The organism is Pandoraea sp. LA3, assembly GCF_022696215.1.
In the GTDB taxonomy this organism is placed as follows: domain Bacteria; phylum Pseudomonadota; class Gammaproteobacteria; order Burkholderiales; family Burkholderiaceae; genus Pandoraea; species Pandoraea capi.
On sequence record NZ_PTPY01000029.1, the window covers coordinates 97,388 to 113,249 of the forward strand.

At 64.1% G+C, this 15,862-nt stretch carries 14 protein-coding genes; 7 read left to right on the forward strand and 7 right to left on the reverse strand.

Going from position 1 to position 15,862, the window contains the following annotated elements:
* The first annotated feature begins 2 nt into the window (after positions 1-2).
* Complete coding sequence (rocD, locus tag C5N93_RS09890) at positions 3-1,256, forward strand: ornithine--oxo-acid transaminase (RefSeq protein ID WP_242559131.1); 1,254 nt, start codon at positions 3-5, stop codon at positions 1,254-1,256.
* Here the strand turns inward: rocD and C5N93_RS09895 are convergent.
* Positions 1,204-1,533 carry a multidrug efflux SMR transporter gene (locus C5N93_RS09895; RefSeq protein WP_150719510.1) on the reverse strand — a complete coding sequence of 110 codons (330 nt, stop codon included), beginning with the start codon at positions 1,531-1,533 and terminating at the stop codon, positions 1,204-1,206. The genes rocD and C5N93_RS09895 overlap by 53 nt on opposite strands.
* Positions 1,534-1,717: 184 nt before the next feature.
* Here C5N93_RS09895 and alaC point away from each other — a divergent pair, with 184 nt between their 5' ends.
* A complete protein-coding gene (gene alaC / locus C5N93_RS09900; RefSeq protein WP_242559132.1) occupies positions 1,718-2,935 on the forward strand; it encodes an alanine transaminase in 1,218 nt (405 codons plus the stop codon).
* Between the two features lie 118 nt (positions 2,936-3,053).
* On the opposite strand, the gene C5N93_RS09905 is transcribed toward alaC, so the two are convergent.
* Positions 3,054-3,830, reverse strand: coding sequence for a helix-turn-helix transcriptional regulator (locus C5N93_RS09905; RefSeq protein ID WP_242559133.1), 777 nt, complete (start codon positions 3,828-3,830; stop codon positions 3,054-3,056).
* A gap of 102 nt (positions 3,831-3,932) precedes the next feature.
* Between C5N93_RS09905 and C5N93_RS09910 the strand changes: the two genes are divergently transcribed.
* Positions 3,933-4,703 carry an alpha/beta hydrolase gene (locus C5N93_RS09910; protein ID WP_242559134.1) on the forward strand — a complete coding sequence of 257 codons (771 nt, stop codon included), beginning with the start codon at positions 3,933-3,935 and terminating at the stop codon, positions 4,701-4,703.
* Positions 4,704-4,802: 99 nt separating this feature from the next.
* Here C5N93_RS09910 and C5N93_RS09915 read toward each other — a convergent pair whose 3' ends face one another.
* From C5N93_RS09915 to C5N93_RS09930, 4 genes are read right to left on the reverse strand one after another with little or no spacing between them, the layout of a single operon-like run.
* Positions 4,803-5,216 carry a PPC domain-containing DNA-binding protein gene (locus tag C5N93_RS09915; protein WP_069341532.1) on the reverse strand — a complete coding sequence of 138 codons (414 nt, stop codon included), beginning with the start codon at positions 5,214-5,216 and terminating at the stop codon, positions 4,803-4,805.
* Positions 5,213-5,749, reverse strand: a complete 537-nt coding sequence (locus C5N93_RS09920; RefSeq protein WP_242559135.1) for a hypothetical protein — start codon at positions 5,747-5,749, stop codon at positions 5,213-5,215. Before C5N93_RS09920 ends, C5N93_RS09915 begins: the two co-directional genes overlap by 4 nt.
* Positions 5,746-7,323 carry an acyl-CoA synthetase gene (locus C5N93_RS09925; protein WP_150719513.1) on the reverse strand — a complete coding sequence of 526 codons (1,578 nt, stop codon included), beginning with the start codon at positions 7,321-7,323 and terminating at the stop codon, positions 5,746-5,748. Before C5N93_RS09925 ends, C5N93_RS09920 begins: the two co-directional genes overlap by 4 nt.
* A gap of 20 nt (positions 7,324-7,343) precedes the next feature.
* Positions 7,344-8,510, reverse strand: a complete 1,167-nt coding sequence (locus tag C5N93_RS09930) for an acetyl-CoA acetyltransferase (protein ID WP_069341535.1) — start codon at positions 8,508-8,510, stop codon at positions 7,344-7,346.
* A gap of 715 nt (positions 8,511-9,225) precedes the next feature.
* Between C5N93_RS09930 and C5N93_RS09935 the strand changes: the two genes are divergently transcribed.
* The 3 genes from C5N93_RS09935 (at position 9,226) to C5N93_RS09945 (ending at position 12,982) form a co-directional block, all read left to right on the forward strand.
* Positions 9,226-10,245, forward strand: coding sequence for a TRAP transporter substrate-binding protein (locus tag C5N93_RS09935; protein ID WP_242559136.1), 1,020 nt, complete (start codon positions 9,226-9,228; stop codon positions 10,243-10,245).
* 15 nt (positions 10,246-10,260) lie between these two features.
* A complete protein-coding gene (locus C5N93_RS09940; RefSeq protein ID WP_242559171.1) occupies positions 10,261-12,123 on the forward strand; it encodes a TRAP transporter large permease subunit in 1,863 nt (620 codons plus the stop codon).
* Between the two features lie 103 nt (positions 12,124-12,226).
* Positions 12,227-12,982 (forward strand): 3-oxoacyl-ACP reductase family protein, encoded by a 756-nt coding sequence (locus C5N93_RS09945; protein ID WP_242559137.1) that lies wholly within the window; start codon positions 12,227-12,229, stop codon positions 12,980-12,982.
* A 72-nt stretch (positions 12,983-13,054) separates the two neighbouring features.
* On the opposite strand, the gene C5N93_RS09950 is transcribed toward C5N93_RS09945, so the two are convergent.
* Positions 13,055-13,999 (reverse strand): LysR family transcriptional regulator, encoded by a 945-nt coding sequence (locus C5N93_RS09950; RefSeq protein WP_069341538.1) that lies wholly within the window; start codon positions 13,997-13,999, stop codon positions 13,055-13,057.
* A 182-nt stretch (positions 14,000-14,181) separates the two neighbouring features.
* On the opposite strand from C5N93_RS09950, the gene C5N93_RS09955 reads away from it, so the two are divergent.
* Complete coding sequence (locus tag C5N93_RS09955) at positions 14,182-15,513, forward strand: sigma 54-interacting transcriptional regulator (RefSeq protein WP_242559138.1); 1,332 nt, start codon at positions 14,182-14,184, stop codon at positions 15,511-15,513.
* Positions 15,514-15,862: the final 349 nt, after the last annotated feature.

Below are 15,862 nucleotides of genomic sequence, written 5' to 3' on the forward strand. Positions count from 1 at the left end.
TCATGAACGAGATCGAACGCGAACAACGCTTTGGTGCGCACAACTATGCTCCCCTGCCCGTCGTGCTCTCGCACGCCAAAGGTGTCTGGGTCTGGGACGTCGAGGGCAATCGCTACCTCGACATGATGAGCGCCTATTCCGCCGTCAGTCATGGCCACGCGCATCCGCGTCTGGTCGCCGCACTTACCGCGCAGGCGCAGCGACTCGCCGTCGTCTCCCGCGCCTTCTACACCGACCGGCTGGGCGCCTTTCTCGAACGCCTCTGCGACCTCACGACGCTTGGCGGCGCCCTGCCCATGAACACAGGCGCGGAAGCCGTGGAGACGGCCATCAAGGCCGCGCGACGCTGGGGATACAGCGTCAAACGCATTCCTGCCGAGAAAGCCGAAATCATCGTCGCCGACGGCAACTTCCACGGACGCACCACCACCATCGTCGGCTTCTCTTCCGAGCCCGCCTATCGCGCCGACTTCGGCCCGTTCGCGCCCGGCTTCGTGCGCGTGCCCTACGGCGATATCGACGCCGTGCGCGCCGCCATTACGCCCAACACCTGCGCCGTACTGTTCGAGACGATTCAGGGCGAAGGCGGCATCGTCGTGCCGCCCGACGGCTTTCTGCGCGGGCTGCGCCAACTCTGCACCGAGCAGAATGTGCTGATGCTGCTCGACGAAATCCAGTCCGGCCTGGGACGCACAGGCCGATGGTTCGCCTATCAGCACGAAGGCATCGTGCCGGACGGCATCATGCTCGGCAAAGCGCTGGGCGGCGGCTTGCTGCCGGTGTCGGCCTTCGTCGCGCGGCGCGACATCATCGACCTGTTCGAACCCGGCAGCCACGGTTCGACGTTCGGCGGCAATGCGCTCGCCGCCACCGTCGCGCTCGAAGCGCTCGACGTCATGGCCGACGAAGACCTGCCGGGCAGAAGTGCGGAAATGGGGGAATATCTGCTCTCGCGTCTGCACGCGATTCACTCGCCGCTCATTCGGGAAGTGCGGGGACGCGGCCTCTGGGCAGGCATAGAGATCGATCCGGCGCGCGCCGATGCGCACGATCTGTCGATGCGCATGCTGCGCCGTCGGGTGCTCGCCAAGGAGACGCGCTCGACCGTGCTGCGTCTCGCGCCGCCGCTCGTCATCGAACGTACAGAGATCGATACCTGCATCTCTGCACTCAAGGCGGTGCTCGCCGAAGCGGAACACGATGTCAGTGCGCCGACGTCTTCGACCAGAGATTCATCACCAGCACGCCGGCGATGATCAGCGCCATGCCGAGCATGGCCGGCGCATCGAGCTTCTGTCCGAACAACACCCGTGACGCGATGGAAATGAGCACGATGCCCAGCCCCGACCACATCGCATAGGCAATGCCCACGGGGATCGTGCGCAGCGTGAGCGAGAGCATGTAGAACGCGATGCCGTAACCCGCCACGACCAGCGCGACCGGACCGACCCGCGTAAAACCCTCAGACGCCTTCAGTGCAGACGTCGCGATCACCTCCGCCACGATTGCCACCAGCAGGTACAGATACGCCATCGCCCCTCCTTTGCTTCGGACTTGCCAACACACGGGCGCCCATCTTACCCGACGTCCCCTCTGCAACGCGCTGCAAAAATCGCTTGCCTAAGCGATCGCCGTCGCGCTACATTCGCCGTCACGGTGTGGCCAGCACACCGGCGTCGCTCGGACGGTTCCGGGCGCTTACGTTCCAGGATTTCTCATGTCCAGCTCTCAGGGCTCGCGCAGCTTTGCGCGCATCAATCGTCTTCCCCCGTACGTTTTCAACATCACCGCCGAGCTGAAGATGGCGGCGCGCCGTCGTGGCGAGGACATCATCGATCTGTCGATGGGCAATCCCGACGGGGCCACACCGCCGCATATCGTCAGCAAGCTCGTCGAAGTCGCACAACGCCCCGACACGCACGGCTATTCGACCTCGCGCGGCATTCCCCGCCTGCGTCGCGCCATCACCCGCTGGTACAAGGATCGCTACGACGTCGAACTCGACCCCGAGCGCGAAGCGATCGTCACCATCGGCTCGAAGGAAGGCCTCGCGCACCTGATGCTCGCCACGCTGGATCAGGGCGACACGGTGCTCGTGCCGAACCCGTCGTACCCGATTCACATCTACGGTGCGGTGATCGCCGGCGCCAACATCCGCTCCGTGCCGATGACGCCCGGCATCGACTTCTTCACCGAACTCGAACGCGGCATTCGCGAGAGTCATCCGAAGCCGAAGATGGTGATTCTCGGCTTCCCGTCGAACCCCACGGCGCAGTGCGTCGAACTCGAATTCTTCGAGCGGGTCGTCGATCTGGCACGCAAGCACGACATTCTCGTGGTGCACGATCTGGCCTATGCCGACATCGTCTATGACGGCTACAAGGCGCCGTCGATCATGCAGGTGTCCGGCGCGCAGGACGTCGCCGTCGAGTTCTTCACGCTGTCGAAGAGCTACAACATGGCCGGCTGGCGCATCGGCTTCATGGTCGGCAACGCCGAACTGGTCGCCGCACTCGCGCGCATCAAGAGCTATCACGATTACGGCACGTTCACGCCGGTTCAGGTCGCCGCCATCGCCGCACTCGAAGGCGATCAGACATGCGTCGAAGAGATTCGCGAGCAATACCAGCGCCGCCGCGACGTGCTCTACAAGGGCCTGACGGAAGCAGGCTGGACGGTCGATCTGCCGAAGGCGTCGATGTACATCTGGGCGCGCATTCCGGAACCGTATCGCGCGCTTGGCTCGCTGGAGTTCGCCAAGAAGCTGCTCGCGCAAGCCAAGGTATCGGTCTCGCCCGGCATCGGCTTCGGTGAGTATGGCGACGAGTACGTGCGCTTCGCGCTGATCGAAAACGAGTCGCGTATCCGGCAAGCCGTGCGCGGCATCAAGCACATGTTCCGTGAAGACGGACTCGTGCAACCGACGGTGGCATAAGGCATCGCAGCCAGTACCGCACGCAAAGCAAAAGGGGCGCCTCGATGGCGCCCCTTTTTCGTTGGGACGTCGCACGCCTCACCCGTGCGTGAACACCCTCACCGCACGATGCGCCGCGCTATGCAAGCGCAAGATAGCGACTCGGCGGCTCGCCAAGCACCCGGCGAAACGCGGCCGTGAACGCGCTCGGACTGCCGTAGCCGAGATCCAGTGCGACACGCGTGACCGGCTGTCCGTCGCTCAGCCGCTCGACCGCTGCCAGCAGACACACCTGCTGGCGCCATTGCGCAAAGCTCACCCCCGTCGCCTCGCGAAAGCGGCGCGTGAACGTGCGGCGGCTCATCGACGCCATCGCCGCGACGGTATCCAGTTCCAACGTCATCGACGGTGCCGCGAATACGTCCCGACACACCCGCGCCAGCTCGGCGTCGGTTGGCAACGGCGCATGTAGCGACAGACGCGGCATCACCGCGATCTCGGCGAGCAGCAACGCCATGAGCTTGCCGTCGCGCGCCTGCTCGTCGTACAGCGGCGGCAAGTCGATGGCGTCGTCCAGCAACTGACGAAGCAGCGGTGAGACGCCATAGACACAGCATCGGTCCGGCAAACCCGCCGACCGCGACGCTTCGGGCGTGACGAACGTGTTGAGCATCGTCACCGGGCCGGTCATCGTCATGTCGTGCGAAACCTGCGCGGGCACCCAGCAGGCACGCTGCGGCGGCACGAACCATCGCCCCTGCGGCGTCGACACCGTAATCATGCCGCGCGACGCGAACGCGAACTGCCCGCGCGCATGCGCGTGTTGCGGGAAGGTGAGCCCGGCCGGGTAGTCGTTGGCCGTGACGACGACGCTGCGCGGCAAATGCTCGTAGGGATCGATCAACGTATTTCGCATGGCCTGGATTCTACAGTGATTGACCCGTCATCGACGGTGGGCAATCTCCGCCGTGGCTACGATGAGCGTCCGGACAATTCCCGATGCCCCGAAGGATTCGACATGACAGATCGCAAACCCAACACGTTTCATCGCGTCGGCCACGGCCCGCACGCCATCCTCGCGCTGCACGGCTGGTTCGGCGACGCCCGCTCGTTCGCCGCCTGCGAGCCGTGGCTCTCGCAAAGCGACTTCAGCTACGTCTTCATGGACTATCGCGGCTATGGCGGCATGCTGGACGTTGCGGGCGAGCACACCATGACCGAGATCGCCACGGACGCCATCGCCCTCGCCGATTCGCTCGACTTCACGACGTTCAGCCTGATCGGTCATTCGATGGGCGGCATGGCGATCGAGAAGGTCGCCGCACTCGTTCCGCACCGCGTTCGCAAGCTCGTCGCCGTCGCGCCGGTGCCCTGTGGCGGTGTGGCGTTCGACGCCGCCCGTCGCGCGCTGTTCGAGAGCGCCGCCACCTCGCTCGATGCCCGCAAGGCCATCATCGACCGCAGCACCGGCAACCGTCTGCCATCGTCGTGGATCGACTGGAAGGTCAACGCCTCCGCGACAGGTTCGTCGTCACAGGCCTTCGCCGCGTATTTCCCGGCATGGGCCGATACCGACTTCAGCAACGAGATCCACGCCAATGTGCCCGTCAAAGCGCTCGTCGGTGAGCACGATCCGGTGTTTACCGCCGAACTGATGGCACAGACCTATGGAAAGCGCTACGCGCGAGCGAGCGTCGAGGTGATGCGCAACGCCGGTCACTATCCGATGAACGAGACGCCGCTCGCGTTGGTGAACGCCATCGAGTCGTTCCTCCGCAGCGGCGACTAGTACCGACCAGGCCCACCAGTGCCAACCAACGCAAATGGGGAGTCCGAAGACTCCCCATGCGCTTTCACGTATACCGACGATCTGTCTGTCGTTGCGGCGTCAGGCCGGCAACCACTCCTGCAGCGTCACTTCGATGGTGATGAACGACAGGTTGCCACCGCGAACGAAGCGACCCGCGAACATGCGCCCGTTGGTGTCGGCCACCATGCCATGCAGCATGGGCAGCGCGTTCGCCGCACCGGGCCGGGCATCGACCTCGCCGAACACGTTGAGGATCTCCACGCCGGGGCCGTTCACCACTTGCTCGCGCCAGCCGTCACCCGCACGGAACGCCAGTCGTGCGTCGATCAGACTGCCGACGGCCCCCCGCACGATGGCGCGTGAGATGGCATGCTCGGCACACAGCGCCTCGATGCTTTCCGTCAGATCCTGATTCGGCTTCAGGCGCGCCACCACCAACCGACCCAGCGTGCCGCTCTCGATGGCGACCGGAACATCCAGTGCGACGCTCATGAGAAATCTCCCACCACCGGACGCAGCAGATGAAACCGCGTCTCCTCGTCGTCGCCCGTCACGTATCCGCCATGCTCGAACAGACACAGACGAATCACCACCGGCTCGTCCCCGGCCCAGGTGTGATCGAGGATCAGATGCCCGCCGTGCAACTCGCCGGACGGGTCGGAGAACCCCGCATGGCAATGCAGCAGCGTGGCGCCGTCAGCCGTGCGACCGACGGTGATCGCGCCGCCGATCAGATCGACCTCGCGCATCTCGTCGACCGGCGCGCCGTACCCGAAGGGACGCTCCACGTCTGTCGTGTTCTCGATCATGTGATACCGCAGCCCTCGCGCGGTACCCGCACAGAAACGCCCGACGCCGCCACCGTACGCATAGCGGGATAACGCCGCGCGTAAGGACTCGCCGAGATTCGCACCAGACCGGATCGTCACGCGCAGTTCGTGCTGCCCGCTCAACACGCAGTCTTCCACACGGGGTAACGTGGGGACGCCTGCATGCTGATAGACCCGTGAAAGCGCAGGTTTCATAGTCGATAGTCTCCTTGCTCTTCGAGCATCGTCTTGATTTGCTTTTTCACGATTTTGCCGTAGCCCGATTTGGGCATGGCACTCCAGAATACGAAGCGGCGCGGCCACTTGTAGCGGGCAATACGCGCTTCGAGATGTCCGAGCAGTTCATCGGCCTGTGCGGCCATGCCTTCCCGGGCGACCACCACCGCGAGCCCGCTCTCTCCCCACTTGGGGTCGGGCACGCCGAGCACGGCACACTCGGAGACGCACGGGTGTGTCAGCAACGCTTCCTCGATCTCGCGCGGATAGACGTTCGAGCCGCCCGAGATATACATGTCCGACGCCCGACCCGTGATGTACAGGAAGCCCTGCGCATCCACATGACCGAGGTCGCCGGTGTGGAACCAGTCGTCCTTGAACGCCTTGGCGTTGGCGTCCGGATTGTTGTGATACCCCATGAAGACGGCCGGCCCGCGCACGCAGATCTCCCCCGACGCGAACGCCGGCTGACGCTGCCCCTGCTCGTCGAGAATCGCCACCTCCATGCCCGTGCGCGGCAGACCGCAAGTGCCCACGCGGGCGTCCGGGGCGTCATCGTCGTCGCTATGCAGCCACGGCGGCAGCACCGTGATGTTGCCCGTCACCTCGCCCAGCCCGTAGTACTGCACCAGCACGCGACCCAGCTTCTGCAACGCATACTTCTGATCGGCGCGATACATCGGTGCGCCCGCGTAGATCACAAAGCGCAGCGAGCTATGGTCGTACTCGTCCACTGCCGGATCTTCGACCAGCATCTTGACGATGGTCGGCACCGTGAACATGTTGTCGACACGGTGACGCTCGACCGCCTGCCAGACCTGCGCTGCGTCCATCTTCTCGCCCGGCAGCAACACGCTCGCCGCGCCTCGCGCCGTATTGACGATGGCGTGAATGCCCGCGCCATGCGAGAGCGGCGCCACGACCATCGAGCGGCTGCGATACGTGATGCCCGGCATCAGATCCGCCAGATGGTTGGTGACGACGAACGCCATCTGCCCGTGCGAGAGCACGCCGGCCTTCGGATGCCCCGTCGTGCCGGACGTGTAGAAGAACCACAGCGGGTCCTCGTACTCGACCTCTTCCTCGAAACCGGGCGCGCCGAGATGCTCGGCCACCAGCGTCTCGTAATGCAGTTCGCCTTCGCGCGGCGCGCCCAGTGCGATCACATGACGCAACGCCGGCGAGGCGGCGCGCACGGCATCGACGTGACCTTCGAATCCTGCGTCGTAGATCATGGCGCAGGCACCGCTCGACTGCCCGAGATACGCGGCCTCCGGGGCGGTGATACGAAAGTTCGTCGGCACCCACACCGCGCCCAGACGAAACGCGATCCACGCGCTCTCGAAGATCGGCAGGTTGTTACGCGAATGCACCAGCAGCTTGTCGCCTTTTCCGACGCCGAGCTTGCGCAGGGCATCGACGGCAGCGTTCACGCGGGCGTCGATCTCGCCCCACGTGGTGATCTTGTCGCCCACGATCAGACCGGGTTCGTCCGGATGACGGCGGGCGACGTCGGCCAGTAGTCGGCCGAGGTTCATGACCTTCTTGAGCATCTCTCGTCTCCTGTATGCACTCAGCGTGCTTCGAGAATGCTCACGTAGTTCGCCACCGCCGCGCCGCCCATATTGAAGACGCCTGCGAGCTTCGCTCCCGGAATCTGCATCTCGCCGGCCGTGCCCGTGAGTTGCATCGCCGCCATGACGTGCATCGACACGCCCGTGGCACCCACCGGGTGACCCTTCGCCTTGAGACCGCCCGACGGGTTGACCGGCAGCAGGCCGTCTTTTTGCGTCAGCCCTTCGGCCAGCACGCTCGCGCCCTGCCCCGGCTTGGCCAGCCCCATCGCTTCGTACTCGATCAGCTCGGCGATGGTGAAGCAGTCGTGGGTCTCGACCAGCGAAAGGTCCTTCAACGACACGCCCGCGACACCCAGCGCCTGACGCCACGCGTGCTGACCGCCTTCGAACGCCAGCGGATCGCGACGCGAGAGCGGCAGGTAATCGTTGACCTGTACCGCCGCACGGAAGCCGACCGCCTTGGGCATGGCGCGCGCCACATCGGCCTTCGAGATCACGAGGGCGGCCGCGCCGTCGGACACCATCGAGCAGTCGGTGCGCTTGAGCGGACCCGCCACGAACGGGTTCTTCTCGGAGACGTTGCGGCAGAAGTCGTAACCGAAATCGCGGCGCATGTGCGCGTACGGATTGACCGAGCCGTTGCGATGGTTCTTCGCGGCGATCTGGGCGAGGGCGTCGGACTGGTCGCCGTAACGGTCGAAGTACGTCTGCGCGATCGTGCCGAACACACCGGCGAAGCCACCGGGAATACCGGCTTCCTCACGCGCATACGAACACTTGAGCAGCACTTCGCCGACTTGCGGCGTAGCGAGTTCGGTCATCTTCTCGAAGCCGATCACCAGCACGTGCGTGGCCTTGCCTGCTTCGATCGATTGCAGCCCGCCATGCACAGCAGCCGAGCCCGTCGCGCAGGCGTTTTCGTAGCGCGTGGCCGGTTTGAAGCGCAGCCCGGGAATCCGGTTGAAGATGAGCGACGACGGGAAGTCCTGATACAGGAACCCGCCATTGAAAGTGCCGACGTGAATCGAGTCGATCTGTTCGGGCGAAAGGCCCGCGTCGTCGAGAGCAGCTTGTGCGACGTCGGCCAGCAGAACTTCGGCATCGACGTTATCGAGTTTGCCGAACTGGGAGTGGGCCCAGCCGGTAAGGCATGCAGCAACCATGAAGTGTCTCCGGAAAAATGGGGTCATCCAGACTCCGGTGAGCAATTTCGATGCCAGACCTCTGCCGCGTGTCTGCGCGCGGGCCGCACAGGGCCAGGTCTGCGACATCGACGGCTCGGTCAGTCGTCGTTGCGAGTTCCATCCGTCTCACGCGCTTTTGGCGCATTCGCAATTGACGCAAGCGTAAAGCGGGATTTGTCGCCGCATCAAGTGAAATTTGAAAATCGCCAAGGCTTGTAATACGCGGAAATTTTGCTGTGCCGCAACAGAAATCGCCGGGCCGATATCGATGCGACACCTGTCGCACCGCGCGTGGCCGGGCATGCGACAGGTGTCGCAAGGCATTGGCGAAATGCGACAGGTGTCACACCCCGGTCGCCGGGGCGTCCCGGCGCTGTTCGCACATGCAGCAAACGCGCGTCATCGTGCCAGTTCGCCGCGAAGCCTTGTTGCGCATGACGAAAGGATGCCGACACGCCACGCGGGATTTCACTGATGCTTAACAACGTAAGGGTTTTCCCGTTCAGGGCCCGAACTGGCATTCGATTTGCGTAAGATGACCCAGCCACTTGCGAGCCGAATGTCCGGCAGATGACGCGAATCGATGAATTTGCGCATCGCCAGTCGAGTTGGCCGGGACGTTGCGAGGCGATCAACCTCACACGTCTTGCGCATCAGACGCAGTCACCAAACCTATAAATAGGAGACATGCAGTATGAGCACCATGGATCGTCGCCACTTCATCAAAGTCGTGGCCGCCACATCGGCAGCCGCCGCCACGGGGTTGTATCAGACGCAGGCCCACGCCGCCGAATTCACCCTGAAGTTCGCCAACAACCTGCCCGTCAGCCATCCGATGAACATCCGCGCCAAGGAGATGGCGCAGAAGATCGCGGAGCAGTCGAAGGGACGTATCGACTTCCAGATCTATCCGAACAACCAGCTCGGCTCGGACAGCGACATGCTGAGCCAGATCCGCTCCGGCGCAATCGATTACTTCACGCTTTCGCCGCTGATTCTCGGCACGCTCGTACCGGCCGCGCAGATCTCGGGCGTGGGTTTCGCGTTCAAGGATTACAGCCAGGTGTGGGCGGCCATGGACGGCGGTCTTGGCGCGCACGTGCGCGGTCAGATCGCGAAGACCACGGTGTTCGCCTTCGACAAGATCTGGGAAAACGGTTATCGCCAGATCACCACGAGCAGCCGTCCGATCAACTCGCCGAACGATCTGAAGGGTCTGAAGATTCGCGTGCCGACGAGCCCGCTGTGGACGTCGATGTTCCGCGCGTTCGATTCGTCGCCCACGTCGATCAACTTCGCCGAGGTCTATTCCGCCTTGCAGACGCACATCGTCGAAGCGCAGGAAAACCCGCTGGCGCTGCTGACCACGGCCAAGCTCTACGAAGTGCAGAAGTACGTGTCGATGACGAACCACATGTGGGACGGCTTCTGGTTCCTCGCCAACAAGCAGAAGTGGGACAAGCTGCCGAAGGACCTGCAGGACATCGTGACCGCCAACGTGAATGCCGCCGCCGTCGCCCAGCGTGAGGACGTGCGCAAGCTCAACGAAGGCGTGACGGCCGAGCTCAAGCAGAAGGGTCTCGTGTTCAATGCACCGAACAACGAGCAGTTCCGCGAAAAGCTGCGCGCCGCGGGCTTCTATGCCGAATGGCACAAGAAGTTCGGCGACGAAGCATGGGCCATGCTGGAAAAGTACACAGGGAAGCTCGCGTAAATGGAAACGTTGACGATGACGGCCGAGCCGACGCACGCGCTCGCCCGCCTCTTCTGCCACGTCAACCGCGCGGTGATGAAAGTCACCGAAGCGGCTGCCGTGCTGCTGGTGGTGGCGGAAACTCTCATCCTGCTCGCGGGCGTTGTCTCGCGTTACGGGTTCGACAATCCGCTCACGTGGTCGGATGAGCTTGCGCAGATCCTTTTCATCTGGCTGTCGATGCTCGGCGCCGTGCTCGCCCTCGACCGGGGCGAACACATGCGCCTGTCCGCCATCGTCAACAAACTTCCCGCTGCATGGCGCGACTGGTTCCAGACCATGGCCGCGCTGACCGTGTGCGTGTTCGTCGCGCTGATCATCATGCCGGCGTACACGCATGCGATCGAACAGATGGACATCACCACGCCCGCCCTCGAGATTCCCGACGGCCTGCGTGCAGCAGCGCTGCCGGTGGGCGCCGCGCTGATGCTCATCGCGGCGATCTCGCGCATGGCGCGCTGCTCCAGCCTGCGTCAGTTCGGGCTCGGCGTGCTGTTCGTCGCCGCACTCGGCGCCGCGCTCTGGCTCGGACGCCCCGCGCTCATCGCCATGGGCAACTACAACCTGCTCATCTTCTTCGTGCTGATCGTGGGCGCGTGCGTGGCAGGCGGCATTCCGATCGCCTTCGCGTTCGGCACGGCGACCCTCGCTTATCTCGCGCTCGTGACCGATGCCCCGTTGCAGATCGTCGTGAGCCGCATGGACGAAGGCATGTCCGGGCTCGTGCTGCTGTCGGTACCGCTGTTCGTGCTGCTCGGCGCGCTCATCGAAATGAGCGGACTGGCGCGCAGCCTGATCGAATTCATGGCCTCGCTGCTCGGCCACGTGCGCGGCGGCCTTCAGTACGTGCTGCTCGGGGCGATGTTCCTGGTATCGGGCATCTCCGGTTCCAAGGCAGCCGACATGGCCGCCGTCGCCCCGGCGCTGTTCCCTGAGATGCAGCGACGCGGCTCGAAACAGGAAGACCTCGTCGCCCTGTTGTCCGCCACCGGCGCGATGACCGAGACGATCCCGCCGAGCCTCGTGCTCATCACCATCGGCGCCGTGTGCGGCGTGTCGATCACCGCCCTGTTCGTCGGTGGCCTGCTGCCTGCCGTGATCGCCACACTGGCCATCGTCGTGGTGTGCTTCGCCCGCTCGCGCAAGGAAGCGCCCAACGCCGCGCGTCGTGCACCGTGGAGCGTGATCGGCAAGACCTTCATCATTGCGCTGCCCGCGCTGGCGCTGCCGATCCTCATCCGTACGGCAGTGATCGAAGGCGCGGCAACGGCCACGGAAGTGTCGACCATCGGCATCGCGTACACCATCGTGATCGGCCTGATCGTCCACGCCTTCAAGAAGCATCTGAACTTCAAGCGCCTCTATCCGCTGCTCACCGAGACCGCGGCCCTGTCCGGCGCGATCCTGCTGATCATCGGCATGGCCACCGCGATGGCATGGGCGCTCACGCAATCCGGCTTCTCGGCCAAGCTCGTCGGCCTGATGCATGGCGTGCCGGGCGGACAGGTCGGCTTCCTGCTCATCTCGATGGTCGTGTTCATCGTGCTCGGCAGCGTGCTCGAAGGCATTCCCGCCATCGTGCTGTTCGGGCCGCTCCTGTTCCCGGTCGCGCGCTCGCTCGGCATTCACGACGTGCATTACGCCATGGTCGTGATCCTGTCGATGGGCATGGGCCTGTTCGCCCCGCCGCTCGGTGTCGGCTTCTATGCCGCCTGCGCCATCGGCAAGACATCGCCCGACAAGGTCTTCAACCGGATGTGGACATACATGGGGGCGCTGCTCATCGCGCTGCTCATCGTGGTCTTCATCCCCTGGATCTCGATCGGTTTCCTGAAGTAACGCCAACCCCTTAACGGTTTCGCGATATCACCGACGGGCTCCGCCGCTTAAGCAGGCGGTGGAGCCCGAGCTGTAACTGCCAGTAAATTTAGGAGTCCATAGCATGACGGAGAAGGTAGCAGTAGTCACGGGCGGCGGCATGGGCATTGGTGCCGCCATCTGCGAACGATTGATCAAGGATGGCATGACCGTGGTCGTGGCCGATCTGAACGAAGGCGCGGCAACGGAGACGGCCGCAGCGCTCAGCGCAGCGGGTGGCCGCGCGTGGGCGCTGGGGATGAACGTGGGTGAGGAAGCGTCGATCGCCGACGGCTTTGCGCAGGTAGCGAAACGGTACGGACGGTGCGACGTGCTCGTCAACAATGCGGGCATCGCCAAGACGTTTCCGTTCCTGGACTATCCACTCGAACACTGGCATCAGGTCATGGCCGTGAACCTCACGGGCACGCTGCTGTGCGGACAGCACGCCGCGCGGCTCATGCGCGAGCAGCGCTGGGGGCGCATCGTCAACCTGGCATCGGTCGCAGGGATTCTGGCCAGCGCGGGTCGCACGGCTTACGGCACGTCGAAGGCGGCGGTGATCGGGCTGACGCGTCAGATGGCGATCGAACTCGCGCCGTTCGGCATCACGGCGAACGGCATTGCGCCGGGGCCGATCGACACGCCGCTGACCAAGGTGCTGCACTCGGACATCTCGCGTCGTCACTATACCGAGACGACCCCGCTGGGGCGCTACGGACAGCCGAACGAAATCGCCGGTGCGGTGAGCTTTCTGGCGTCGGACGACGCCTCGTATGTGACCGGCCACATTCTGCCGGTCGACGGCGGCTTCGTGGCCGCCGGGATTCTGGAAATCTGACGGCGCGCTCGCGCCCCGGCTTTCCTCGTCTCAAGGTCCCCCCCCATCATTCCCCCCCAACGCATGACGCGCTCAGCGCAGGCTGGTGTCCGGCAGATCGGGCACCAGCCGCGCGCCCGGCGCGCGCTGCATCTCCCGCCACACACTGCGCGCGTTCTCCACGAACGTTGCCACGCAGGGGTTGTGGTTGTCCCGGCTCCACAGCAGCGCCACCTCGGCCACAGGCGCGTTCCTGAGCGGCTTGAACACGGCGTTGCCCGAAGCACTGGCACTGCTCATCGACATCGGCACCATGGCCACGCCAAGACCCTCTCCGACGAGGTTGATGATCGTCTGCTGCAAGTTGGTCTCGAGACGAATGTGCGGCGAAAAGCCCGAGCGCCGGCAATGCGTGACGATCAGGTCGTACACGAGCGGCGCGATCTCGCGCGGAATGCTCACGAACGATTCTTCGGCGAGATGCTCGGCGTCGAGCACGCGCACCTTCGCGAGCGGGTGCGTGCGCGGAATGACCGCCACCATCTCCTCGCGAAACACCGTCGCCGTATCCAGCCCGGTCAGATCCTCCGGGCGGTACATGATGCCGACGTCCGTCTGCCCGGCCCGCACCGACTCCGCGAGCAGATTCGGCAGCGTTTCCGCCAGCTTCATGTCGACGCGTGAATACGCAGCGGCGTACGTCCGGGTAAGCGCCGGCAGGATGTTGTAGGCCGACGACATCATGAAGCCGACGGTGATCGCACCGTCCTCCCCTCGGCTGGCCGCCACGACATTGCGCCGCGCCCGGTCGACCGAATTGAGGATTTCCACCGCGTCCTGATAGAAGCGCGTGCCGGCCCGTGTGAGCCGCACGCTGCGATTCGTGCGCTCGAACAGTTGCACGCCCAGCTCGGCCTCCATCAACGCGATCTGACGCGATAGCGGCGGCTGCGAGATATGCAGTTGCTGGGCCGCGCGGCCGAAGTGAAGCGTCTGCGCGAGCACGACAAAGTACTGGAAATGGCGCAATTCGATCATTTGATACCCCAAAGGTATTATTGGCGCATCAATATTGTATTGGATGTTATGACTCAGCGGTCGTATCCTGCATTGGCGGTTGGCCACCCGAGCCGGTCGCGACATAAAGAGACGTCAGGAATCGCCAGGCCACAAGCCACCGACGGCGCCCCTTTCGTACCAATACGAGAAGGAGACAAGTCATGCCCGCTCACCTAGCCGTAGCGCACGCCCCCGCTCGACCTGTCGGCCACGCCAGCCCCCTCGGCGCCGCCAATGCGAATACCGTCGGTGCTGTCGGCACCGTCAACAACGTCAACACCGCCTTCAACAACTTTGCCGCGCTCGCCGAGCGCATCGTACGTGTGCCTGCGGCCGCCCCCGCCCGCCCGGCACCGATGCATGCCCGGCATTTGCGCCCCGACTACCTCGACATCGACGACCTGTGCGGCACCGACGCCCGCATGCGCGATCTGCTCGCGCGCGGCAAGCGCTTCGTTGACCGCGGTCTGCCGGTGCTGATTCTCGGCGAGACGGGCACCGGCAAGGAATTTCTCGCGCGTGCATTGCATGCGTACAGCGAACGTCGCGCGCAGGCCTTCGTCGCGATCAACACGGCATCGCTGCCGGAACATCTGGTCGAGAGCGAATTGTTCGGATACCAGCGCGGCGCATTTTCGGGCGCATTGCCCGGCGGCATGAAAGGAAAACTGCAACAGGCCGACGGCGGCACGCTGTTTCTCGATGAGATCGGCGACATGCCGCATGCGTTGCAAACGCGCTTGCTGCGCGTGCTCTCGGAGCGCGAGGTCACACCGCTGGGCGCAAGCCAGCCGGTCCCGGTCGATGTGCAACTGATCTGCGCGACCCATCAGGATCTCGCGAGTGCGGTCGCGCAAGGCACGTTTCGCGAAGACCTCTATTACCGGATCGCGGTCGGCGTGCTCACACTGCCCACGCTGCGTGAGCGCGACGACAAGACTGAATTGATTGCGCGCATGCTGTGCGACGAGTGGCCCGGGCTGCGCGTCGATCAGGCACTCTCGCGCGTGTCGCCGGATGCGCTCTCACGTCTGCTCTCACATCAATGGCCGGGCAATCTGCGTCAGATGCGCGCCGCGTTGCGTTATGCGTGCGCCGTGATGGGCGACGACGTGCTGTGCGCGAGCGATTTGCCGCCGGAGTGTCTGCAAGCCGGCGCGCTGCACTCGGCAACGTCGATGCGGATGACGCAAGCGTTATCTCGTGACGACGTGTTGCGCACGAAGGAACTTGGGGAAGGCAAGGATGCGAAGGATGTGAGCGCTGCATCGAAGGCGGTCGCACTGCATGCGGAATCCCTCACGCATGACGCTCATCACGACGCCGAACGCGAACGCATTCTGCAAGCGCTCGCCCAACATCGCTGGAACATTTCCGCCGCCGCGCGCACGCTCGGCTTCTGCCGTGCGTCGTTGTATCGCAAGCTCAAGCAGTTGAGCATTCCCCACGTGCGAGATTGCGGCGAAGCCCTCACCACCGGCTATTACGCCTGACGACACCTGCGCCAGTACGCTGAAATTCGCGGGCAAAAAAAAGCGCGGCCGATGAGGCCGCGCCAAGGTTTGGAGACTTTTCACTCAACGCAAAAGTCTACTTCTCGCGGAACGTAGTATAGGTCTGCATCCCGAAATCATTGTCATCATTCGACGCAATGAATTATTCGGCGACTCGCAATAGTCCGTAAAACCCCATAAATAAAGCACTTTTCGGCACGCGACGCTTTCGTGCGCTTGCCAACGTCTCAGATTTATCTCATTGCGCGCGCGTACGCGTCATAGATGACAGCCACATGGCAGCCATCCAACATGACGAGAAACGACACGCGCGATCGTCGTGATGAAG

Coding starts and splice junctions, on each gene's coding strand:
- C5N93_RS09935 (WP_242559136.1), top strand. CDS start 9,226: ATGAGCACCATGGATCGTCGCCACTTCATCAAAGTCGTGGCCGCCACA.
- C5N93_RS09950 (WP_069341538.1), bottom strand. CDS start 13,999: ATGATCGAATTGCGCCATTTCCAGTACTTTGTCGTGCTCGCGCAGACG.
- C5N93_RS09940 (WP_242559171.1), top strand. CDS start 10,261: ATGACGGCCGAGCCGACGCACGCGCTCGCCCGCCTCTTCTGCCACGTC.
- C5N93_RS09895 (WP_150719510.1), bottom strand. CDS start 1,533: ATGGCGTATCTGTACCTGCTGGTGGCAATCGTGGCGGAGGTGATCGCG.
- C5N93_RS09920 (WP_242559135.1), bottom strand. CDS start 5,749: ATGAAACCTGCGCTTTCACGGGTCTATCAGCATGCAGGCGTCCCCACG.
- rocD (WP_242559131.1), top strand. CDS start 3: ATGAACGAGATCGAACGCGAACAACGCTTTGGTGCGCACAACTATGCT.
- C5N93_RS09925 (WP_150719513.1), bottom strand. CDS start 7,323: ATGCTCAAGAAGGTCATGAACCTCGGCCGACTACTGGCCGACGTCGCC.
- alaC (WP_242559132.1), top strand. CDS start 1,718: ATGTCCAGCTCTCAGGGCTCGCGCAGCTTTGCGCGCATCAATCGTCTT.
- C5N93_RS09915 (WP_069341532.1), bottom strand. CDS start 5,216: ATGAGCGTCGCACTGGATGTTCCGGTCGCCATCGAGAGCGGCACGCTG.
- C5N93_RS09910 (WP_242559134.1), top strand. CDS start 3,933: ATGACAGATCGCAAACCCAACACGTTTCATCGCGTCGGCCACGGCCCG.
- C5N93_RS09905 (WP_242559133.1), bottom strand. CDS start 3,830: ATGCGAAATACGTTGATCGATCCCTACGAGCATTTGCCGCGCAGCGTC.
- C5N93_RS09930 (WP_069341535.1), bottom strand. CDS start 8,510: ATGGTTGCTGCATGCCTTACCGGCTGGGCCCACTCCCAGTTCGGCAAA.
- C5N93_RS09945 (WP_242559137.1), top strand. CDS start 12,227: ATGACGGAGAAGGTAGCAGTAGTCACGGGCGGCGGCATGGGCATTGGT.
- C5N93_RS09955 (WP_242559138.1), top strand. CDS start 14,182: ATGCCCGCTCACCTAGCCGTAGCGCACGCCCCCGCTCGACCTGTCGGC.